The organism is Rhizobium sp. BT04 (assembly GCF_030053135.1).
Taxonomy (GTDB): domain Bacteria; phylum Pseudomonadota; class Alphaproteobacteria; order Rhizobiales; family Rhizobiaceae; genus Rhizobium; species Rhizobium binxianense.
In genome coordinates this window covers 1,250,976-1,272,602 of sequence record NZ_CP125652.1, presented here as the reverse complement: position 1 = coordinate 1,272,602, position 21,627 = coordinate 1,250,976, and the positions used below count along the sequence as shown (strand labels likewise).

Sequence of the window (21,627 nt, the reverse complement as noted above, 5' to 3'; positions counted from 1 at the left end):
GAGGTCCTGTCGCGTCAGGCAGTTTTAAGGACGGGGACGCCTGTCGAATAGGTCGGTAGAGCGGCCTCATCCCGGTTCCAACGGTCGAAGGCGGCGCGCCCCAAAATGGAAATCGATACGTCTTCCTGCGGAGCGTGGACGAGCACGGACTGGATGTCCCGGAAATGCCGTTCAAGCCCCAGCTCGGCGTTAAGGCCCGGATTGCCGATGCCGCGCACCGCGATCTGGACGGCCTCACGCAACTGCCGGCCGGCAATAAGCCGGGCTCTTATGAATTTTTCCGCGTCACTTTGGCCGGCTTCGAGCGGGCCAAAAATGATCTGGCGGGCGCCGGAGACAAGCAGGTCGATTTCGCCCGAAAGCGTCACGAAACGCTCCGTGCGGGCAATGGGATGGCCGAGATTGGTCGGCACCCGCTCATGCGCGAAGCGGATGAAGGCGGCCTGCGCGGCTTCGGCCACGCCAAGATAGAGCGCGGTCAGCGCCAGCGTGAGCGCCGCATGGGCGCGATTGTCCTGTTGCGCCACTGTGGCGTCGGTGAGATCAAGCACGTCTTCTACCGGGATTTCGACGTCGATATATTCGACGTCATGCGAACCTGTGGCGCGCATGCCGAGGCTGTTCCAGTTTTCGATCACGCGAATGCCAGGCAGTCCATTCGGCACGACGAAGGTTCCAACCCGCGTTGGGGTTTCATCGGTATGCGCCCAGACGAGGAAATGCGTGAGGCCATGCGCGCCTGTTACGAAGCGCTTGCGACCGGTGATCGACCAGCCGTTCGCCGTACGACGGGCGCGCGTTGCCGGCAGACCGCCACGCGCCGGCGACCCCAGTTCCGGCTCGACGCGGGCGGCGTTGAGCAGCAGCGGGCGCTGCTTCCCCTCCGCGAGCAGGCTGGTGTAGAGATCTTCCGGCCAATGGTTTTTTCCCGCCTGGCCGAGATGGGTGAAGATCGTCATGGCGCTGATCAGCGCGACGGACGGATCGCCCCGCCCGAGAGCGGCTAAGATGTGAGCCGTGTCGGCAAGGGTGGCACCACCTCCGCCATAGCGGACGGCGACGGTGCTTTCCAGAAGGCCGCTTTCATGAACGGCACGAATACCCGTCCATGGAAACTGACCAGTACGATCCGCTTCCGGAGCAGCCTCGGCTAGAACCCGCGCGGTTGCGTTCAGGACGCTTGTGTCATGGGGCATGTCGTTGAAGCCTTCTGATGGACGCCCGAGCGATATCCTCCGACGCGATGAAGGTAGCGTCGCCTGCCCGTTCGGGGATTGAATGCACGGTCCTACCGTACCGGACCGCGATCATCAGGCGGCCGCCTTCTTCTTGGCCTCTTCCCGCTCGCGGATACCTTCGCGCACGAGCGGCAGGATATAGCGGCCATAATCGACGGCATCGTTGTAATTGTCGTAGCCGCGGATCGAGATCAGATCGGCGCCAAGATCGATATAATCGAGGATGGAATCGGCGATGGTGCGCGGCGAACCCACCAGCGCGGTGGTGGCGCCGCTGGCATTGGTGGCGGTCACAGTCGGATACCACAGGGCGCGGTCCTGCACATGGCCGCGCGCCGCAATGTCCAGCAACCGCTGCGAGCCGACATTTGCCGGACGTGGAGCCGAAAGCGGCGCGCGGCTCAAACCCTTCTCGCGGTTCTCGTTCAGCCGCTCCAGAACCTTGTGCGCCTTCGCCCAGGCCAATTCGTCGGTCTCGGCCACGATCGGTCGGAAGGTGACCCAGATGCGCGGACGGTCTGCGCGGCCGGCCTTGGCGGCTTCGTCGTAAATCCGGTCGATCTGCTGCTTGGTCTCGGCAAGCGGCTCACCCCATAGGCCGAAAATGTCGCACAGCGAACCGCCGATCCGGTAAGCCGCATCCGACGAGCCGCCGAGCGAGATGGGGATGAGGCCCTTGGTGGGACGCACGGCGCTGCGAAACTGCTTGAACTGGTAGTATTTCCCATCGAAATCGAAGGGCTCGGTCGACGTCCAGGCCAGACGCAGGATGCGAATATATTCCTCCTGCCGCTCGTAACGCTCTTCCTTGTTGAGGAAGTCGCCTTCACGCGCCTGCTCCTCGTCGCTGCCGCCGGCAATGAAGTGAACGACGACACGCCCGCCACTCAACTGATCGAGCGTCGCCAGCGACTTCGCCGCGACCGTCGGATAGACAGTGTTCGGACGCAGCGCGACGATGATGCTGAGCTTTTTCGTATGGGCGAGGATCGTCGCTCCGAGCGTGAACGGATCAAAGGAGGACGAGGAATAGGGGATCAGCGTGTAGTTGAAGCCATAATCGTCGAGCGCGCGTGCGTACCGCTCCAGAAAACGCGCATCCACCGGCGCGTCGGGAATGGGGTTGAGGTCATTGGAGGCATTGGCAAAGCTTGCGCTGATGAATTCCGCGGCCATGTGAGCGTTTCTCCCGGGGTTGCCGAACATGCCTTCACGTTATGGCGCGAGAAATCCAATAGGAAGACAGGTCTTTCTTTTTCTACTAAAACTGTAGAAAATATTCGCGCGCCGCTGCCGGGCGGAGAAGAGTGTGGTTCAAACGTTAGGCGACCAGCCGAGGTTGGGAGCCACCGTGTCTGCCAGGTCCGCCAGCAGCCGTACGTTTTCGGCAAGGTCGAAGGCGGGGGGAAGGAAGAGCACAACCTCGTCAGCGGCGGCAAGGCCCGGGTCGTCAAGCACAGCCTGAAGCACCTGGTCGGGCGTGCCTTGGAAGACAGGGGAAATCTGGATGCCGGGCGGCTGATTGACTGGCGCGGCCGGCGTCAGCGCGCCCTTGGGACGGGACGCGGCAATTCCCTGGGTGCGGCGCTCGAGGTCGTAGGCGGCGTATTTTTCCCGAAGCTCGGCCGTGGTGCCGACCAGGATCGAGGCGGCAACGGCGACCGGCGGCGGCTGGGTAGCCCAGGTCTCGCGCCAGGTCGCACGGTAAGCCGCGATGCAGCGGGCCTGATACTCCCCGAAGGTTTCGCCCTCGTCATGGTCGTGCTGTACGGTCCCTGAGATCAGCCCGATCCCGAGCTTGGCAGCCTGCACTGCGGAATCCAGGCTCGCCGAGCCCTGCCTGATCCGGGACCGCAGGGTCGGACTGTGCGGCGTCACCCGCAGTTCGGTGCCTTCCGGAGCGCCTTGGGCTTGCCCGGCTACGGTGTGGAGGACTTCGCCCGAGATCGCGGCGAGGAAGCGCGCCTGGCGGCGCTTGGCTTCCGTCCGGGCATCGGTGTCAACCGCACCGAAGACAGCGTCGAACGCCGCATTGGCGCCGGTCGAGATGGCCAGTTCCAAGCGGCCGCCGATCAGCAAGTCGGTCGTGCCGGCCGCTTCGGCGAGCAGGATCGGGTCCTGGTAGCGCATCGGGATAACAGCCGAGCCGAGCGTGATATGCTTTGTATGCTGGCCGGCCGCGGCGAAGAACGGAAGCGGTGAAGAGAGGTAGTGGTCGAAGTGCCGCTGGTAGGCCCAGCCCGACTGATAACCCAGCCGCTCGGCGGCCTTGAACAGCTCGATCCCGTCGCGCAACCCCTGCGCCGGCCCGGCGTCGTCGTTGAAGGACACCCGGGTGTTGAAGCCGAGCCGCTGCTTCGGACGGAACGGCGCGGGCAGGGGGACGGCAGGCGCGGCGATGGTCATGCGATCTTTTCCTCGTTGACGAAACGCTGCGGTCTAGGGTTGGGCACGCGGGCGATACCGGCGGCGCCTGATGGGATCGACTCCAGCAGCGAGCGTGTGTACGGCTCCCGGGGGCGTTCGAAGATGTCGGTGACGGTCCCATGTTCGACGATGCGCCCGCGCTGCATCACCGAGACTGTGTGGGCGAGCTGGCGCACCAGAGCCAGGTCGTGGGAGACGAAGACATAGGTCAGGCCGAGCCTGGCTTGCAGCGACAGTAGTACCTCGACGATGTCGGCCTGGACGCTGACGTCGAGCGCGGAGGTCGGCTCGTCGAGCACGATCACATCAGGCTTGAGCACCAGCGAACGGGCGATGGCGACGCGCTGGCGCTGGCCGCCTGACAGGGCTTCCGGCTTGCGCAAGAGTAGGTGCTCGCCGAGCCCGACATTCTCCAGCGCTTCGCGCACCCGCGCGGACCGCTCCTCGCTGGTTCCGATCTTGAACCGGTCGAGCGGTTCTCGCACCAGCTGCTCGACTTTCCAGGTCGGGTCCAGTGACGTGAACGGGTTCTGGTAAACAAGCTGAAGGTGACGCCATACCGCGCGCAGGGACTCGGGCGAGCGACCGGCGAGCTGCTCGCCGGCGACAGCGATATTGCCGGTGTCGGGTTGCTCGAGCCCGAGCAGCAGCCGGATTGCCGTTGTCTTGCCCGAACCGGATTCGCCGACCAGCGCGTGTGTGGTGCCAGCCGGGACGGCAAACGACACGTCATTGACGGCGGTGAGAATCTTGCCGTCCACCGTGAAAGTCTTGGTGACGCCGCTGACCTCGATCTTCGGTGCCTTGCCGGCCTTGGTCCCCAGGAAACGGAAGCCGGGGTCGCGCAGCGCACGGTAGCGATCGGGGTTGAGGGCAGGGACGTCGGCGTGCAGCTTCCTGGCGTATGCCGAGGTGGGCGCGGAGAAGACGGAAGCGGTGCTGCCGGCTTCCTGGACGACGCCGTCCTTGAGCACCACCAGCGAGTCCGCCCGCTCGGCGGCGATCGCCAGGTCGTGGGTGATGAGAAGCAGGCTGATCTCAAGCTCGTGCTGCAACTTGGAAAGCAGGTCGAGGATACGCTTCTGGATCGTGACGTCGAGCGCAGAGGTCGGCTCGTCCGCGACCAGCAGCGATGGCCGTGGCAGGACAGCAAGGCCGATCAGCACACGCTGCAGCATCCCGCCGGAGAGTTGGTGCGGGTAGGAGTCGTAGACACGCTGAGGGTTGTCGAGCCCGACCTGGGCGAAGGTTTCCAGGATGAGCGCCTTGCGGATTGCCTTATTGGGCTCGTCGAGGAGTGCGGCCGCTTCCATCGCCTGGGCGCCGATTGTCCGCACCGGGTTGAGCGAGTTGCCGGGATCCTGCGGGACGAACCCGATCGCCCGTCCTCTGAGCGGCCGGAAATGGCGCTCCGGGAGGCTTAGCACCTCCTGCCCGTCGAACTCGACGCGGCCGGCAGCGCGTCCACCGCCGGGGAGCAGCCGCAACACAGCGCGGGCGATGGTCGACTTGCCCGAGCCCGACTCGCCGATGAGGGCAAGGCTCTTGCCGCGGCCGAGTTCAAACCCGACGTTGCTGACGACTTCGTGCGGTCCGTAGGAAACCGACAACCCGTCGATCCGGAGCAGGGGGGCTGATCGCTGGGGTGCCGAGCCGGCGTCGTTGCGGGCGAAAAGCTCAGTCAGTCTGTCTTGCGAAGCCATCGGCTGATCCTGTTCACGGAGAGGACGGTTGCGATCGTGACGAAGGCGGGCGCGTAAACCAGCCACGGCCATTTGAGATAGTCCTTGCCGATCGAGATCAGCAGGCCCCAGTCGGAAGCCGGCGGCGGGTCGCCGTAGCCGAGGAAGGCGAGACTGGCGATCACCAGGATCGAGTCGCCGAACTGCAGCACGGCAAGCGGCAGCACCGAGCGCGAGGCGTTCGGCAGCACGTGGCGCCACAGGATGTGCCAGCGTGATCCACCGAGCAGAAAGGAAGACTCGACGAATGTCGCCTGCCGGGTCTTGATCACTTCCGAGCGCATCACCCGGGCGAACAGGGCGACGGCCGAAACGCCGGTTGCGATGGCGGCATTCGTGGTGTCGAAGCCGATCGCGGTGACGACGATGACGGCCAGCAGGAATTTTGGAATGGCAAGCAGCACGTCGACCAGGCGGGCGAACAGGATGTCCACCCAGCCGCCGAAGAAGCCGGCCAGGAGGCCGATGAGGCCACCGGCGACAACGCCGATGACGACGGCGATCAACGCGCTCGCCACGGAGGAGGCCGTGCCAAAGACGACGCGGGTGTAGAGGTCGCGGCCGAGGTGATCGGTGCCGAACCAGTGCGCCGCACTGGGGCCGAGCAGCTTTTGAGCGGGAACGCCGTTGACCGGGTCATAGATCGTGAACAGGCCCGGGGCGAGCGACCAGGCGATGGCAAGCGCGACGATAGCGAAAGACAGCGCGACGACCGGTGGCACGCGCAGGGCCGTCAGCCGGCTGATCGCCGTGGCGCGCGAGCTGGAGTATGTGGAAGCGAGGGTCATGACGTCACCGCCTTGGGGATGCCGGCGGAGCCTTCGTCAGCCGTGGTTGGACGGCGCTCGGGAGCGCCAAGCAGTTTCACGCGCGGGTCGAGCAGCGGGTAGGTAAGATCGGCGATCAGGTTGACGATCACGAAGACCACCGCCGCCAGCGAGACGACCGCCTGGAGGACGGGCAGGTCCTGCGTGCTCACCGACCGCTGCACCAGGCTGCCGAGACCGGTGCGTCCGAACACCGTCTCGGTGATCAGCGAGCCGCCGAGCAGTTCGCCGATCGTCAGCGCGATGACGGTGATAACCGGCAGCGATGACGGCTTGAGCAGGTGCTTGGCGAACAGGCGCATTTGCCCGAGGCCGCGGCCCCTTGCGACGGCGGCGTATTCCTGCCCGGACTCATGATCGAGGTTGGCGATCAGCACTTCGGCGATTTGCGCGGAGATGGGGATGCCGAGCGCGGTGGCCGCAAAAAGGGTTGCCCAGAAGCTGTCAGGCTCGATCACGCGAAAGACGCCGAGCTGGAAACCGAAGAGATGGATCAGCACCAGGCCGATCACGAAGTTCGGCACCGACAGGAACAGGGACGGGAAACCGCGCAGCAGGCCTTGGCCGAACCGTTTTGGCAGAAACTGCGTGCCATAGGCGATCACCGCCGACAGCAGCAGTGCGACGACGAGGCCTGCGGAAGCAAGGACCAAGGTCGACGGCAGCACTTCGGCGATCAGGGTCGATACGGGCCGATTGGTCCGCATCGACAGGCCGAGATCGCCGGTCACGAAGTCGGAAAACGACGTCCATAGCTGAACGGGGATCGGCTTATCCAGGCCCTGGGCGGCGATGATCTCCTTGATCTCATCCGGCGTGAAGCCGTTCTGAGGGTTGTTCAGGACATTGGTGATCGGGTCGCCGGGCAGGATGCTGACGACGACGAAGGTGAAGACATAAGCCAGCAGGATCACGACGATCGCCTGTACGAGGCGTTTTGCGGCGTAGTTTAGGTAGGCTTTGCTCATGCCGTCACCCTCTTACGTTGCTCGGTGGAATTGCGGGTTATTCGCTTTTCGTGGCCGTGTAGTAGCTGGCATAGGCGACACCGTTATAGACCTCGCCCTTGAGCTTCGGAGACTGCACGTAGATCCGCTGGACAATCTGCGTGCGCGGGATGAAGTAGCCCTGCTCAAGGATGTATTTCTGCAGTTCGTCGAGGAGCGGTTTGCGGCTTTCGATGGAGCCGGCGCCGGCGATCTTGTCGCGGAGTTCGTTGAGGGTCTTGTCGCTCTCGTCGAGGGCGAACCAATTCTCGCCGTTGTTGGCGTTCGTCAGGATACTGGCGACGGTGCCTGCGTCGATGAAGCTGCGGGTCACCTCGTAGGCCGGCACGGCGGGGCTGCCGTATTTGACCTTTTGGCCGTAGGTGACGACATCGTAGGAACGGATAGCGACTTTCCAGCCGATCTTGCCGAGTTGCTGGGCGATAAGCTCATCGACCGATTTCGAGGTTGCGAGGTAGGGGTTGGAATTCAGCGTCAGCACCAGCGGCTCGCCGTTCTTGGTGCGGATGCCGTCGGCGCCCTTTGTCCAGCCCGCTTCGTCCAGAAGCTTCTCGGCCTTTTCGGGGTTGTAGGCCAAAAGCGCGCTTTGGTCGGTCGCTCCCGGCACGTTGCTCTGGATGAAGGAGGTCGCCAGTTTCCAGTCTGATGTATAGACGGTGTCGATGATCTCCTGGCGATTGATGCCGGCCTGCAGGGCCTGGCGTACTTTCACGTCGTCATATGGCGCAAGCTTGGTGTTGACAGCCCAGCCGTTGACGAAGCCGAGATAGCGTGGTGTCGCGACGGTGAAGCCCTCTGCCTTCAGAGACTCCAGCTCCTGCGGCGAGGCGTTGTAGGCGACGTCGGCCTGGCCCGACTGGACAGCAGCCACGCGCAGCGACGGCTCGGACACCAGCTTATAGGTGATCGTGTCGAGGTAGGCCGGGCCGGTATGGCCGACCGCTGAGGGACCCCAGTTGTAATCCTTGCGCTTGACCAGCTTGACGAAGTCGCCTTCCTTCCAGGAATCGACCACATAGGGGCCGCTGCCGGAGGTCTTGCTGAGGTCGGCCTGTTGGGCGGCAGGCTGCGCGAGGGTCTTGGGAGAGATCAGGATCGATCCGTGGTAGCCGAGCGTCGGGATGAAGCCGAGCGTCGGCTTCTTGAAGAAGACCTTCACTGTGCTCGCGTCGACGGCCTCGGCGTGGTCGTAGGTTTTCGGGAAGAGGCCGATCGGGTTGATGCCTTCGCTCTTGCGGCCGGCGTACCAGATGTCGAGGTTGGCGACGACGGCTGATGCGTCAAGTGGCGTGCCGTCCGAGAAGGTCACGCCGCTCTTCAGGTGTAGGGTGAACTCAGTGGCTTTGTCGTTCTGCTCCCAGCGCTCGGCGATCCAGGGGCTGACCTTGCCGTCGGCATCGACGTAAAGGAGCTTATCGGTCACGTGGCCCCAGATGTGGCCCTGGAAGCTTGAGATCGCGCTGTTGTTCGGGATCCAGGTATCGCCCAGCGAGTCGATAAGGAAGGTGATGTCACCGCCATTGTGCGGGCTATCGGCACTCAGAGCCGGATTGAACTCCGCCGTTACCACCAAGGCGGCGATTGCCAGTGCAGAGGTGGCGATCAGCAGACGACGCCGGGGAAGGGAGAACGGGGAAAAGCGTTCGATCATAATGCGGTCCTGTATTGTTTGCCGAGGAGATCACGACGCATAGCCTAAGCAGGGCAACAGGAGGGAGAAAGACCAGTTGTTCTTTTTCTACTAAATTTATGGATTATTTTGTTCGGTTTCCGGGTGTGTGCGGATCAGCTTTTCCGGAGACTTCTCAGCTTGGTCCAAAAACGTCATTCCCTCGAATATCCGCACCGGAGGCGGTTCGCCGGCGAACCGCTCCGCCTCAACCCTGGTAAGCTGTCCGGTCGAGCCCTGAGCCAATTGCGAGGTTCCGACGTCGCGGGTGAGGATGTTCGGGTTGCCGTGGATGCACATGGACTTCTCGGCAGTCGGGCCGTCGGGCTCGAACCATGCACCCGTCGCAAGCTGCATCACGCCTTTTCGCACGTCCTCGCTGATCACCGCTGCCGCAAGGCAGCTGCCGCGGGCGTTGAAGAGCCTCAGGATGTCGCCATGGGCGATGCCGCGCTCGGCCGCGTCGGCTGGGCTGATCCGGACCGGTTCCCGGCCTTTGATCTTGGTGGAACGACTGAAATCGCCATAGTCCAGCTGGCTGTGCAGCCGCTGATGCGGCTGGTTGCAGACCAGATGGAGCGGGTAGCGGCTCTCGTCGGCCTCTGCCTCCACCTTGGCAGGATACCATCGCGGATGGCCGCGGCAGTCGTCGTAACCGAAGCTCTCGATCGTCTCGGAAAAGATCTCGATTTTTCCGGATGGCGTTTGCAGCGGAGATGCAAGCGGATCATCGCGAAAGGCACGCGCCGGTCCGCCGTCGTCGGGTTTGAGCGGCAGGCGTATCTCTCCGCGTTCCCAAAACGTCTCGAAGTCCGGAGCTTCGTGTCCACCGGCGATGAGCGCCTTGCGCGTTGTTTCGAAAAGGAAGGTGAGCCATTCCCGGCTGGTGCGGTTTTCGGTGAACTCTTCGAATTTGCCGAGACGGCGGGCTATCTCGGAGAAGATCTCATAGTCGTCCCGCGCTTCGCCGACCGGCTCGATCAGCTTCTTCATGGCGATCATCAGCGGATCGCGGTCCGCCGCGCCGATGTCGTCCCGCTCGAGCGTGGTCGTTGCCGGCAGCACGATATCGGCGTGGCGGGCGGAGGACGTCCAGGCCGTCTCATGCACGATGATGGTCTCCGGCCTCCTGAACGCCGCCCGCAGCCTGTTGAGATCCTGATGGTGATGGAACGGGTTGCCTCCTGCCCAATAGACGAGGCGGATATCGGGATACCGCATCGCGTGGCCGTTATAGTGGAATGGGTCGCCCGGATTGAGGAGCATGTCGGCGATGCGCGCGACGGGAATGAAATCCGGCACCGGATTTTTGAACTGGCTAAAGGTCGGCAGCGGGACGGCGAGCTGGTGTTTGCCGATATTGCCCAATGCCCCAAGGGAATAGGAATAGCCGCCGCCATCCAACCCGATCTGCCCGAGCATGGCGGCGAGCACGATGCCCATCCAGACCGGCTGTTCGCCATGGTCGGCACGCTGCAGGGAATGGCTGACGGTGATCAGCGTCCTGGCGCGCGCCATGGAAAGCGCGAGCTTCCTGATGGTGTCAACGCCGATGCCGCAGATGTGGGACGCCCATTCCGGGCTTTTTTCGACACCATCGATCCGGCCAAGCAGGTAATCTTCAAATCCTTCGTAGCCCACCGTGTAACGGTCGAGGAATCCACGGTCGTGCAATCCCTCGCTGACCAATACATGCGCAAGACCGAGCATCAGCGCGACATCGGTGCGTGGCATGATCGGCAGCCACTGTGCATTCACCTCAGCAGGAAAATCGTCTTTCAGAGGGCTGACGAGGACAAAACGCGCACCTCGCGCGTGCGCGCCGTTCAGCGTCCGGGGCACGATATGGGCGCTGATGCCGCCGCCATGCACATCGGTGTTCTTGAGCGCCATTCCGCCGAAGGCGACGACCAGTTCGCTGCTCCGCTCGATGGCGTCCCAGGTGACGCTCTTGCGGTCGAAATGGTCATATGGTCCCAAGACGTGCGGGATGATGACCATCGCCGCGCCGGAGCTGTAAGTGTTGACGGATCGCACATATCCGCCCAACACATTCAAAAACCGGTGGATCTGGCTCTGTGCATGATGGAAGCGTCCAGCGCTCGACCAGCCATAGGACCCGCCGAACACGGCTTGCGGGCCGAAATCTGCATAAACGCGCCGAAGCTCCTTCGAAACGAGGTCCAGCGCCTGCGGCCAGCTGAGTTCGACATAATCGTCCGCTCCGCGATTTTGTGCGTTTCCGGTGCTGCCCTCGAGCCAGCCGCGCCGGACGGCCGGACGCCTGATGCGCGCGGGGCTATGAGCGACAGCCGGCAGATTGCCCAGCAGGGGCGATGGATGCGGGTCGGCCGGATGGGGCCGAATTTCGAGCTTTCCGTCTTCGTAGCGGCCGGAAAAGGCGCCCCAGTGGGAGCTATGGGTCTGAAACGAACTCATCTATAAAGCTCCAGGCAAACAAGGGTTTCAACGAGCCGCCGGCGTCTATCCGGGCAGGACTTTGCCCGGGTTCATGATGCCTGTCGGATCGATGGCATTCTTGATGACGGCCATCAGATCCACGGCATCGCCATATTCCCCGCGCAGATAACCAATCTTGCCGGTGCCCACGCCGTGTTCGCCGGTAGAGGTGCCGCCTACCGAAATCGCATGTTGCACCATCTTTTTGTTGATGGCTGCGACCTCATCGAGTTCAACTTGGTTCGTCGGATCGACGGCGAAGACGACGTGGTAATTGCCATCGCCGACATGGCCGAGAATGGCGGCGGGAACGCTGCAGTCGCGCAGAAGCTCGCGCGTCTTCAGAATGCAGTTGCTGAGCTGTGAGACAGGGACGCAAACGTCGGATGACCAGCCTTTGGCGTTCTGTCGCTGGGAGACGACCGCGTAGAACGCGTTGTGACGCGCCTTCCACAGCCGGTTGCGCTCTTCGGCTGCGTTTGCCCATTCGAAATCCTTGCCGCCATTCTCCTCGACGATGGCCTTGACCATATCGACCTGCTCCTGAACCCCAGCCGGAAAGCCATGGAATTCGAAGGCGAGCGTGTCCTCGATCTCCAGCGACAGATTGGAATAGGCATTGACGGCCGCGATCAGGCCGCGGTCCATCAACTCCATGCGGGCAACCGGTATGCCGAGCTGCACGACCGCAATTGCCGCATTGACCGCCTGCTCGACGCTTTCGAACGAGCAGAGTGCTGCGGAAATCGTCTCCGGGAGACCGTAGAGCCTGAGTGTCACCTCGGTGATGATGCCGAGCGTGCCCTCGGAACCGACGAACAGTCTGGTCAGATCGTAGCCGGCCGACGATTTGCGCGCCCGGCCGCCGGTGCGGATGACCTGGCCGCTCGGCAGGACGACGGTCAGCGACAGGACGTTTTCGCGCATGGTGCCGTAGCGCACGGCGTTCGTCCCCGATGCCCGCGTTGCGGCCATGCCGCCGATCGAGGCGTTGGCGCCGGGATCGATCGGGAAGAACAGGCCCATATCGCGCAAATATGTGTTCAGTTGCTCGCGGCTCACCCCGGCCTCGACGGTGCAATCGAGATCCTCGGCGCTGACGCGGACGATCTGCGACATGCGGGAGAGATCGATCGAGACGCCGCCGCGCACCGCCGTCAGATGGCCTTCGAGCGAGGTGCCCGCGCCAAAGGCGATCACCGGCACGTCTTCCGCCGCGCAGAGCCGGACGATCTCGGCCACGTCCTCGGTGGTTTCCGCAAACACGACGGCATCCGGGATGGCGGGTGTGTGGTGAGATTCACCGCGGCCGTGCTGTTCGCGCAAGGCCCGCGAGGTGGAGAAGCGATCGCCGAAACGGATGCGAAGCGTTTCGGAAAGAGCGGGAGAGAATGCACTCATTTGCCGTCTCCGCGCCCGTCAGGAATGATGAGGTTCGGATGATCCGGATGCGCCACCGGCCATTCGGTGGAGATGATGGACATGGAGTGCTCCGGATGTACTCTGGCGTGCGGGCGAACGGGCCGTAGCCGTCTGGCGCCGACCTGCACGGTTGTGGGTCAGGCGGCGATTTTGTCGCCGTTGAGATGGCGCTCGAGGAATGGCAGGCTGTCCTGCCCCCAGTACAGTTCATCCTCGTATCGGAAGGTCGGAAGCCCGAAAACGCCGGCGGCCTTGGCGGTCTCGGCGTTTGATTTCCAGATCGCCTGGGTGTTCTCGGCTTGAGCGCGTTGCTCCAGAGTTGCGCCGTCGAACCCTGCCTTATCCGCAATTGCGCGACGAACCTCGGCTCGGCCGATATCCTCGCCACGCGTCCAGAAGGCCTCCTGAAGAGCCTTTGTCAGCCTGAGCCAATCCTGCCCCGCATCGATGGCGGCAATGACCAGGAAACCGGCGGGCGTCGGATCAGACAGGGCGGCGCGGTTTTCGAAGTTGAGCACCTTGCCCCGCAGCGCGGCCCAACGTTTCAGGTCCTTAACCCAATAGGCGCGGCGCGCTTCCGGCCGGTTGCGTGAATAGATCGCGCCATTATCCTCGATCAAAGGGATCACATAGGGGCGGATCGATGCCCCATGCTCCGAGGCGAGAGCCGCAAACGGCTCGAGGCCGATAAAAGCCCAAGGAGAGCCAATGCCGAAGAAGTAATCGATGGTCTTTGTCATGTTCAGTTCTTCTTAGGAGATGTGGTCGAGTAGATTGCCGCGTCGAATACGGAAAGTGCGCAGTCCCGGGCGACGAGAACGGCCTGGGGATCGCGTCCGACCGCGACCGTGGCAAGGGCGCCCTCATAGAGAAGGGAAAGGTGAGCCGCCGCTTGATCGGGCCTGACATCGGCCTTCGACAGGATGGTGCGAAATATGTCCCTCACGACCTTCTTGTGCGTTCGCGCGACGGTCAGGACACGTTCGGAATCGCCGTGCTCGGCGACGGCAAGTGCAAAGGCGCAGCCCCGAAACTCCGGGCTATCGGCCTTTTCGTACAAGCGTTCAAAAATCAGTTTGATCTGATCCCTCGGAGCGCTCGCCGCATCCAAAACCTCCTGTAGCGACCGGATGACGCGGTCGTGGCGATCCTGGAGATAGGCTGCCACGAGATGGTCCTTGGAGGGGAAGTGTCGATAGAGTGTCGCCTTGGCAACATTCGCTTCTTCGATGATTCGATCTATGCCGACGGCGCGAATGCCCTCGCTGTAAAAAAGCGCGCTGGCGGCGGTCAGGATCTGATCTGATATAGGCTCTTTCATTGGATCGCTTCGGGTTGGGAATGTCTCATGGGATCAGCAAGCCTATATCATCAGGCCATTGCAAGCGTTCCTGCCGGGGTTCGGTGCATTGTTTGGCGATCGGTTGCGTCGAACGGACGAGAAACCGAGAAGTCAAAGGTTTGGCTATGCTGCCTTCGACCGGTGGAGTCCTTAAGGAACAGGTCGTTTTTGTTTTTCGTCTCGCTTGGCACTCCCTATCGACCGTTGGCAGATGATTCCGCTCGATTTGTCATGCGAAAGCTAGAGGATTGAGACATGTCGAGAAAGACAGGTCGTTCTTTTTCTACTGAATTTGTAGAAAATGTTTCGTCCGCGGCTGTTGCAGACAGCGGAGTTTTTCGCGGCCATAGGCGGCAATCTCATGCGCGGGTCCGTCGACCATGGCTTTCGCGAATCTCGGGATGCCGGCCCCGATTTAAGGCGCAGCAGCCTCGAGGCCAGTCGCTACCCAAAGTTCAAGGATCATCTGCCGAAGCGCCAAGGCCTCCGCCCACCGGTCCGTCTGGTCGTTGCCGTCTCTGCCGGTGATCGCATAGGGTTTTGGCCCCAGTTCACAGGTGAAGACCAGCTCGGCGTCATCGGCGGCGCGTGATCGCCAATGGCGAAAGCCATATTCCCACCACTGCAGGAAGAGATCGACCCAGGTCCGGTGATGCGGAAAGGAGATCTCGATCTGCACCTGCTCGCGCGAGGCGACCCGGCCGTGAAATGCGTGGGCGTTCTGCAGAATGCGGTGGATCAGCACGTGGTTTTCCTCGTCGACGGGAAAGGCGAATTCGCGGCCGACGAGGTAGTGCGACAGGTCGGCCAATAGCGGCAGCTCGGGACGCCGGTCCAAAAGATCCAGCGTGAAGAACAGGTCCGTCGTCATCCTGTCGCGATGGGTTTCGATGAACACCGGAATGCCGGCTTCTCCCGCGAGCTGCATCCAGCCGTCGAGGAGCGGCAGGCAGGCCTCGATGCGGCGCGGACGGATATCAGGCTGCAGGTTGATGTGGCTGACCGGAAATTCCGCGGCAAGTTCCAGTGGCAGACGCAGGTCGTCGACGCAGCGAGGGAAGCAGACCGCCTCGATCTTCAAGCCGGTGCCCCGGGTTGCGTCGTTCAGAAGAATGACATCCCGGCGGTTTGTGTAGTGCGCACTGATGCCGTCGAACCCGGCCTCGGAGATCATTGCGATGTTCTCGTCGAGACTGCGCTCGAACCCGTCTGTGTGCCGGCGCTCCATGGCCCAGAGCGACTGGAAGATCAGCAGCTTCTGCATCATGCGGCCCGCGCGCTCTTCAGAAGCGTTTTGAGGTTTATGCCGGGGTCGGCCAGTTCCACAGGGCTGGGGCTGATACCTGCGGCAATCAGCATCTCGGCGAGTTTGATGTCCTTGGCGAGGCTATTGCCGATGCCGAGACCCGCCGCAGCCACCAGACGCCCATCGTCCAGATAGAATTCAAGCTCGCCGTCGGCGATCGAACGCAGAATGATCTGATGCGCGGGCTGCGGCCGCCCCGCCACCTGGAGGCCGAGATCATACTGGTCGGACCAGAACCAGGGGAGGGCGGTAGAATTCTCGGCGGCACCGAGCATGTTCCGCGCTGCGGTCTCGGCCTGCGTCCTGGCGTTCCGCCAGCTTTCAAAACGAATATGTCCGCCGCCGGGTTGGGCCACCGCCGCGCAATCGCCTGCGGCGAAAACATTCGGTGCGCTGGTGCGAAGACAGATGTCTGTCAGAATTCCGTTGCCCGTGGCCAATCCGGCCGCTTCCGCGAGGGCTGTTTCCGGCAGGACGCCGATCGCACCGACGACAAGATCGGCGGCCACCAGGCTGCCATCGGTCAGGGTGACGCCATCATCGCCGATTGCCGCAACGCCGCGATCGAGGTGAAAGCGCACGCCTTCGGCAGCATGTCTGGCATGGAGCTTTTCGGCAAAACGGGCAGGGACGGCGCGGCCCAAAGGTTTCGGCGCGGCTTCGATCACGCTGACCTCAACGTCCTTTCCGCGAAGGACCGATGCAAGTTCCATCCCGATCAGACCCGCGCCGATGATCGCCACACTCCGGCCCGGCGCAATATTGGAGAAGATCGCTTCGGCGTCGGCGTGGGTACGGAAGTCGAGCGCGCGCTCTGCCCCGGGGCATGTGAGCCGTCTTGGCCGCGCGCCGGTGGTGAGAAGCAGCTTTTCGTAACGCAACGCCCGCCCGTCGCTCAAGGTCACCATTTCCGTGCCGGTATCCAGTCTTATGGCCGACACCCCTTTGAGATAGGCGATGCCGGCCGCATCCAGCGCTTCTGCCGCGCAGATCAGCTTCATCTGCACCGCATCGTTGACGGTCTTCGACAAAGGAGGCCGTTCATAAGGCAAGTGAGGCTCGGTTCCGACCAGTGTGACGGACCTGGAATAGCCCGCCTCGCGCAGGGCAAAGGCCGCCCGGGTGCCGGATTCGCCCGCGCCGATGATGACGATGCCGTCCATGTTTTCTCCATAAAAACGCCGGGTCACCCGGCTTCCTCCCGAAGGGCATCGGGGCCATCCGATACGCGCGGCCTAGCCGAGGGCGACGCGAACCTCTCCGTCGATCACCTCTGCCGGATAGGTCTTCAGGTTTTCGCAGGCCGGAAGCCTGAGGGCCTCGCCGGTGCGATAGTCGAAGGAGCCGGAATGTTTTGGACATTCCACTTCGAAATCCATGACCAGGCCTTCCGCGAGGTGGATCGCCTCGTGGGTGCAGAGGCCGGCGGTGCAGTAGACGCTGTCGTCAGGCCCACGGTAGATCGCGTAGGTGCGCCCGCCGTGGTCGAAGCGGATGGCCCCTTCCTGTTCGATATCGTCGAGTTTGCCAACTGAAACCCAGGTCATTCGGCCGTCCCTCCGACTTCCAGGCGGGCCTTGCGAGCCGCAAGCCTTTCCTTCCGTCTGCGGTAGCGCTCCTGCATCTGTGCTTCACCTTCGGGGGAGCCGTCGTGCCAGGTGCCGAACCATTTATCGAGCGGGATCAGGGCGTCGCCGTAGTTCACCTCGAAGTATTTGTGGTGGAGGTAATGTGCATAGGCGTGGCTATCGACCAGCCCGTCCTTGCCGATCTCGACCTTGTCGAAGCCGACATGGCCGGGAATTGCCCCGAAACCCGCATAGTGGATCTGGTAGAGCATGATGATCGGGTTGGAGGGCAGGAACAGGTGGTAGAGGGCCGTTCCGAAATAGAGCAGATGCTCGACAGGGTGCATCGACAGCGATGACCAGGGCGAGGGGTTCACCGAATTGTGGTGAACCGAGTGCACCCACTTGTAGAGGAGAGGTGTGTGGATGAGCCGGTGAATGCAGAAAAAGTGGAACTCGTGAATGATCGGCACCACGAGCGCGACGAGCGCCAGCGTCCACGGGTTTTCCGCGAAGCTCAGCCACGGCGCGTAGCCATTGGCATAGGCCCAAAGCATCCCCACCTCGATGGCGGTCCAGATCACCACGCCGGACAGGAAGGTGCGCAGGATGTTGTCGAGGTTCTGACTTTCGAACCAGAACGCCTTGCTCTTCTGCTCGGCCGGGAATTTGCCATTGTATTTGAAGCGGTTTTCCTGGCGCTTCAACACATAAAGATGAAGCTCGAAAGCGCCGTAGAACAGGAAGACCGAGACGGCGTTGACGGCATAGAGCCACGCGACCCAGCCCAAGCTCAGCGATTTCATCGTATCGACCGGGGGAATGACCCAGGCCCAGTAGGCGAGCGCAGACAGGGCAAAAATCACGTTCCAGGGAAGGAAGTAGTGCGGCAGCCATTTCAGGATCGCCGTCAGCCGCGGCGGAAAGGCGAAAACCGGCGCGGTCTCGACCGGCTGGTCCGGCGCCCAGTCGCCGCGCTTGTTGCGCTTACCGAATTTCATATCATCCATTGGCATCTCCTCCGGGCGCCGGAGATCTCCGTGCCCCACACATATCTCTGGTGGGGTGATCCGGTGTCGCTCGTCTCGCGCCGGGTCTCCTCCCCGACGCGAGAGTAGCAGGGGCGCTTGCGAACGCCGAAGCCTTCTTTGATCTGATTAGATCAAAGGCCTTCCTTGGTGATGGTGATGAAGTGAATGGGAGCCCGGTCCGGCTCGATATCGGTCAAACCGATGCGGCGCAGGATGACGTCGAGTGCGCGGCGCGCCTGCGCCTCCGGCGCCTGATCCAGCACCACGTCCATGATGCCATCCAGCAAGGCGGCGCGCGTGTATTCGGTCAATTCGTGCCCGACGAAGAACACGTCGCGGCCGCGCGGATGCCGGCGAAGCACTTTGATGAGGGCGGAGTTGGCGCCGCCGGCATTATAAAGACCGGCAAGGCCGGGATACATCTCCAGGGCCGACCACAGGAGATCGGCACTGGAGCGCTCCTCATCGCCGCCGAATCCCAGCCATTCGAAGCTGGAGGCGCTGGGATGTTCATGAAAATAGGCTGAAAAGCCGCGGATCCGATCGCGATGCACCTGATAAATGGGGTGGCAGATTGCAACGACAGGCCCGGTCCGGGCAGCCATTCGGCTGATGTAGAGCGCGGCCGTCCGGCCGGCGGCATTGTTGTCGATACCGATAAATTCGCCGACGTGCTCGGACGCGCGTGTCACGACGTGCACGACCGGCAGACCTTGCGCATTTACCTTTTCCACTGCGGCACTGATCACCGGGCTGCTCGGCACCGCAAGGATCAAGCCGGCACGGGAAAGGTCGGTCGACAGGATGCGCCGCGCGATCGCCTCCGGATTCAGTTCGTCGGTGAAGCTGCGGTGCACGACGACCAGGGGGTCGAGGGTAGCGGCTATTCTTTCGAAAGCATGCGAAAGGCGACGGTAGAAGCTCGTCTCCGGGCGAACCATCAGCACTTCTATCCTGAGCAGGCCGCGATGGGTTTCGGGAAGCTTGCGCGGGTAATCCAGGCGACGTGCGGCGGATATGACCTTCTCGACCAGTTCGGGGCGAACGCCCCCACGCCCGTTCAGCACCCGCTCGACCGTGGCTGTTCCCACGCCGGCATGGCGGGCGATGTCCCGGTAATTCGGCTTGCTCACTTTCCAGGTCCCTCGAATGGCCTTACGCGACGTCGTTTCCTCTTCATACACCTTAGCCTCAAATCTCACAGAGGCTAAGGGGCGCGCGACATCGGTTCTTGGTGAGGTTGCCTAAAGCAATTCCCGCAAACACCATGCGAGAGAGCTTGTTTCGCGGCGCAGCCGCTCTATGTCCCCTCCGGTTTCAGCATGAGATTGCAGGCAGTATTTCACCGTAAATCCGGGTGCCGACGGTTTGTCCGCCGGCCGGCTTTGAAGGAGCTGAGCAATGAAAATTCTCATGGTTCTCACATCGCATGATCAGTTGGGAAACACCGGCAAGAAGACGGGTTTCTGGCTCGAGGAGCTTGCCGCTCCTTACTTCGTTTTCCGTGATGCCGGGGTCGACATCACGCTCGCTTCGCCGAAGGGCGGTCAGCCTCCGCTCGATCCAAAGAGCAATGAGCCGGCCTTCCAGACGGAAGCGACGCGACGGTTTGAACAAGACACGGCCGCAAAGGCTGGGCTCGCCAACACCGTGAAGCTGTCCGAAATCAACCAGGGGGACTATGACAGCGTATTCTTTCCCGGAGGGCACGGCCCGCTTTGGGACCTGACGAACGACCGTTATGCGCTGTCGCTCATCGAGGACATGCTTTCAGCGGGAAAACCCGTGGCGCTCGTCTGCCACGCCCCCGGTATCCTGACGAATGTGAAGGCGCCGGATGGAACGCCCATCGCCAAGGGCCGGGCCGTCACGGGGTTCACCGATTCCGAAGAAGAAGCCATGCACCTTGTCGACGTTGTTCCCTATCTGCTCGAGGACGTGCTGAAAGAGCAGGGCGCAAAGTTTTCGAAGACGGCGGATTGGGGCGTGCATGTCGTTCAGGATGGTCTGCTGATCACCGGCCAGAATCCGGCTTCGTCAAAACAGGGCGCCAGAACGCTCCTTGAGGCTTTGAAAAAGCAAGATGCGGCTTAGGCGACGGCCACCGCCGGAGATCAAAGAGAAACCGTTCATTGGGCCCGTCGGCCCGGCCGCAGGCACGTCTCCACGACGGCCTGCGGCATGACGGCGTCGGCAGCCAACGTAAGACGCGCGAACTGATGAAAGGCGCCGGACATGACCGGGAAATATACGGGGCAGTGCGCCTGCGGCGCGGTAAAATTTGCATTCGACACCGACCCGAACTTTGTCGCCAACTGCCATTGCCTGGATTGCAAGAAGGCGTCGGGCGGCGAGGCGGCGACATTCTTCGCCATACCGCAGGATGATTTTTCCTTGATCGCCGGCCGGCCGAAAGCGTTTCATTACATCGCCGCTTCCGGCAAGGGACTCGATCGCAATTTCTGCCCGGATTGTGGCGCCAGACTGTTCAGCAGCAACCTGGAAAGCTTTCCCGGCCTTGTCTTCGTGACGCTCGGCAGCCTTGACCGACCCGAGCTGATCGAGCCGGGGGTCGAAATGTTCACCAAGCGCCGGCTGAAATGGGCAAGGCCGCTCGATCTCCCGCAATTCGACGGCATGCCCGGCTGAACTGCTCGACTGCATGCGCAGTGAACGCGGCGCGCCAAGCAATTTTCTTGAAGAAATATTCGATCCGGTGTCGGATCGGCCAAATCACACCCGTCCTAGCTTCGTCCATTCCGTCATTCAAAGGATTACGATCATGCCGAACACCATACGCCTGCACCGTGTTCTCGCGACCAGCCCGGACAAGGTCTATCGCGCCTTCATCGAGGCCGACGCGCTCGCCAAATGGCTTCCGCCGAACGGTTTTCTCTGCACCGTGCATCATCTGGAGCCGGCTGTCGGCGGCACCTTCAGAATGTCATTCCGCAACTTCACGACTGGCAACAGCCACGCCTTCGGCGGCGAATTTCGCGAGCTCGTCCCGGGCGAACGCGTCCGCTATACGGACAAGTTCGAAGACCCGAACCTGCCGGGCGAAATGGAAGTCACCGTGACGCTGAAGAAAGTCTCGGTCGGCACCGAGGTGGACATCACCCAGGCCGGCGTGCCCGACGTCATCCCGCCCGAAGCCTGCTACCTCGGCTGGCAGGAGTCGCTGCGCAATCTTGCCCGGGTCATCGAGCCGGATATCAACGATTAAGTTTCGTCAGGTTGAAGCGTAGCCGCTCGCAGCCGCTTGCTGCGTCTGCGCATGGCTCGGCCCTCTGCCTCCGCCCGTCATTCCGCGAATATCCTCGGAATTCTGGGCGGAGAGTTGAGCGTTCCAGAGGTGGCTGGGGTGCGACCCGACGGCATCGATCGATTTGCTAAGCATAATCCGCGCTCTGATCGATCGTCTCGCGTGCGGGAAGCAGTGACGTTAACCAGAGGGAATACGCCAGGGACATGCCTGGCGACCACACGATCATCGGCAGTGTTATCACCTCAGAGATCAGCTTGGCCATTCCCTGCGGATCGAGCTCCCAGAAGAACAGCATGGGCGGGGTGTCCAGTCTTTCCTTT

20 protein-coding genes are annotated in these 21,627 nt (G+C 62.4%); 3 read left to right on the top strand and 17 right to left on the bottom strand.

Translation table 11 applies throughout. The features are described from left to right. Positions 1-14: 14 nt before the first annotated feature. From QMO82_RS14820 to QMO82_RS14745, 16 genes are all read right to left on the bottom strand, one after another. Positions 15-1,196 carry an acyl-CoA dehydrogenase family protein gene (locus QMO82_RS14820; protein ID WP_183606834.1) on the bottom strand — a complete coding sequence of 394 codons (1,182 nt, stop codon included), beginning with the start codon at positions 1,194-1,196 and terminating at the stop codon, positions 15-17. A gap of 114 nt (positions 1,197-1,310) precedes the next feature. Further along, positions 1,311-2,414 (bottom strand): LLM class flavin-dependent oxidoreductase, encoded by a 1,104-nt coding sequence (locus QMO82_RS14815; protein WP_183606835.1) that lies wholly within the window; start codon positions 2,412-2,414, stop codon positions 1,311-1,313. Positions 2,415-2,552: 138 nt separating this feature from the next. Further along, the gene (locus tag QMO82_RS14810; RefSeq protein WP_183606836.1) at positions 2,553-3,644 is read right to left on the bottom strand and encodes an LLM class flavin-dependent oxidoreductase; all 1,092 of its coding nucleotides are present in this window, start codon (positions 3,642-3,644) and stop codon (positions 2,553-2,555) included. Beyond that, the gene (locus QMO82_RS14805) at positions 3,641-5,368 is read right to left on the bottom strand and encodes an ABC transporter ATP-binding protein (RefSeq protein WP_183606837.1); all 1,728 of its coding nucleotides are present in this window, start codon (positions 5,366-5,368) and stop codon (positions 3,641-3,643) included. Before QMO82_RS14805 ends, QMO82_RS14810 begins: the two co-directional genes overlap by 4 nt. Continuing rightward, a complete protein-coding gene (locus QMO82_RS14800) occupies positions 5,347-6,195 on the bottom strand; it encodes an ABC transporter permease (protein WP_183606838.1) in 849 nt (282 codons plus the stop codon). Before QMO82_RS14800 ends, QMO82_RS14805 begins: the two co-directional genes overlap by 22 nt. Next, the gene (locus QMO82_RS14795) at positions 6,192-7,202 is read right to left on the bottom strand and encodes an ABC transporter permease (RefSeq protein ID WP_183606839.1); all 1,011 of its coding nucleotides are present in this window, start codon (positions 7,200-7,202) and stop codon (positions 6,192-6,194) included. The genes QMO82_RS14800 and QMO82_RS14795 overlap by 4 nt, the downstream gene beginning before the upstream one ends. 37 nt (positions 7,203-7,239) lie before the next feature. Beyond that, positions 7,240-8,892 carry an ABC transporter substrate-binding protein gene (locus QMO82_RS14790; protein ID WP_183606840.1) on the bottom strand — a complete coding sequence of 551 codons (1,653 nt, stop codon included), beginning with the start codon at positions 8,890-8,892 and terminating at the stop codon, positions 7,240-7,242. A 96-nt stretch (positions 8,893-8,988) separates the two neighbouring features. Continuing rightward, positions 8,989-11,349, bottom strand: coding sequence for a molybdopterin guanine dinucleotide-containing S/N-oxide reductase (locus QMO82_RS14785; RefSeq protein ID WP_183606841.1), 2,361 nt, complete (start codon positions 11,347-11,349; stop codon positions 8,989-8,991). Between the two features lie 45 nt (positions 11,350-11,394). After that, the gene (locus QMO82_RS14780) at positions 11,395-12,771 is read right to left on the bottom strand and encodes an FAD-binding oxidoreductase (RefSeq protein WP_183606842.1); all 1,377 of its coding nucleotides are present in this window, start codon (positions 12,769-12,771) and stop codon (positions 11,395-11,397) included. Positions 12,772-12,929: 158 nt separating this feature from the next. Next, positions 12,930-13,532 (bottom strand): 2-hydroxychromene-2-carboxylate isomerase, encoded by a 603-nt coding sequence (locus tag QMO82_RS14775; RefSeq protein WP_183606843.1) that lies wholly within the window; start codon positions 13,530-13,532, stop codon positions 12,930-12,932. A 2-nt stretch (positions 13,533-13,534) separates the two neighbouring features. Further along, complete coding sequence (locus tag QMO82_RS14770) at positions 13,535-14,113, bottom strand: TetR/AcrR family transcriptional regulator (RefSeq protein ID WP_183606844.1); 579 nt, start codon at positions 14,111-14,113, stop codon at positions 13,535-13,537. Positions 14,114-14,549: 436 nt separating this feature from the next. Beyond that, positions 14,550-15,401 (bottom strand): sugar phosphate isomerase/epimerase, encoded by an 852-nt coding sequence (locus QMO82_RS14765; protein ID WP_183606845.1) that lies wholly within the window; start codon positions 15,399-15,401, stop codon positions 14,550-14,552. Then, positions 15,398-16,603, bottom strand: a complete 1,206-nt coding sequence (locus QMO82_RS14760; RefSeq protein WP_183607671.1) for an NAD(P)/FAD-dependent oxidoreductase — start codon at positions 16,601-16,603, stop codon at positions 15,398-15,400. The genes QMO82_RS14765 and QMO82_RS14760 overlap by 4 nt, the downstream gene beginning before the upstream one ends. Positions 16,604-16,675: 72 nt before the next feature. After that, positions 16,676-16,987 carry a MocE family 2Fe-2S type ferredoxin gene (locus QMO82_RS14755; RefSeq protein WP_183606846.1) on the bottom strand — a complete coding sequence of 104 codons (312 nt, stop codon included), beginning with the start codon at positions 16,985-16,987 and terminating at the stop codon, positions 16,676-16,678. Then, complete coding sequence (locus tag QMO82_RS14750) at positions 16,984-18,018, bottom strand: sterol desaturase family protein (RefSeq protein ID WP_183606847.1); 1,035 nt, start codon at positions 18,016-18,018, stop codon at positions 16,984-16,986. Before QMO82_RS14750 ends, QMO82_RS14755 begins: the two co-directional genes overlap by 4 nt. Before the next feature lie 152 nt (positions 18,019-18,170). After that, positions 18,171-19,172: a LacI family DNA-binding transcriptional regulator gene (locus QMO82_RS14745; RefSeq protein ID WP_183606848.1), complete on the bottom strand. Its 1,002-nt coding sequence runs from the start codon at positions 19,170-19,172 to the stop codon at positions 18,171-18,173. 268 nt (positions 19,173-19,440) lie between these two features. On the opposite strand from QMO82_RS14745, the gene QMO82_RS14740 reads away from it, so the two are divergent. The 3 genes from QMO82_RS14740 to QMO82_RS14730 all read left to right on the top strand — a co-directional run bounded on the left by QMO82_RS14740 (position 19,441) and on the right by QMO82_RS14730 (position 21,265). Then, on the top strand, positions 19,441-20,133 hold the full coding sequence (locus QMO82_RS14740; RefSeq protein WP_183606849.1) for a type 1 glutamine amidotransferase domain-containing protein: 693 nt from the start codon (positions 19,441-19,443) through the stop codon (positions 20,131-20,133). Positions 20,134-20,274: 141 nt separating this feature from the next. Further along, positions 20,275-20,688: a GFA family protein gene (locus tag QMO82_RS14735; protein ID WP_183606850.1), complete on the top strand. Its 414-nt coding sequence runs from the start codon at positions 20,275-20,277 to the stop codon at positions 20,686-20,688. A 133-nt stretch (positions 20,689-20,821) separates the two neighbouring features. Then, positions 20,822-21,265 (top strand): SRPBCC family protein, encoded by a 444-nt coding sequence (locus tag QMO82_RS14730; protein WP_183606851.1) that lies wholly within the window; start codon positions 20,822-20,824, stop codon positions 21,263-21,265. A 166-nt stretch (positions 21,266-21,431) separates the two neighbouring features. Here the strand turns inward: QMO82_RS14730 and QMO82_RS14725 are convergent, their stop codons facing one another. Next, positions 21,432-21,602 carry a hypothetical protein gene (locus tag QMO82_RS14725; protein WP_246718254.1) on the bottom strand — a complete coding sequence of 57 codons (171 nt, stop codon included), beginning with the start codon at positions 21,600-21,602 and terminating at the stop codon, positions 21,432-21,434. Between the last annotated feature and the right edge of the window lie 25 nt (positions 21,603-21,627).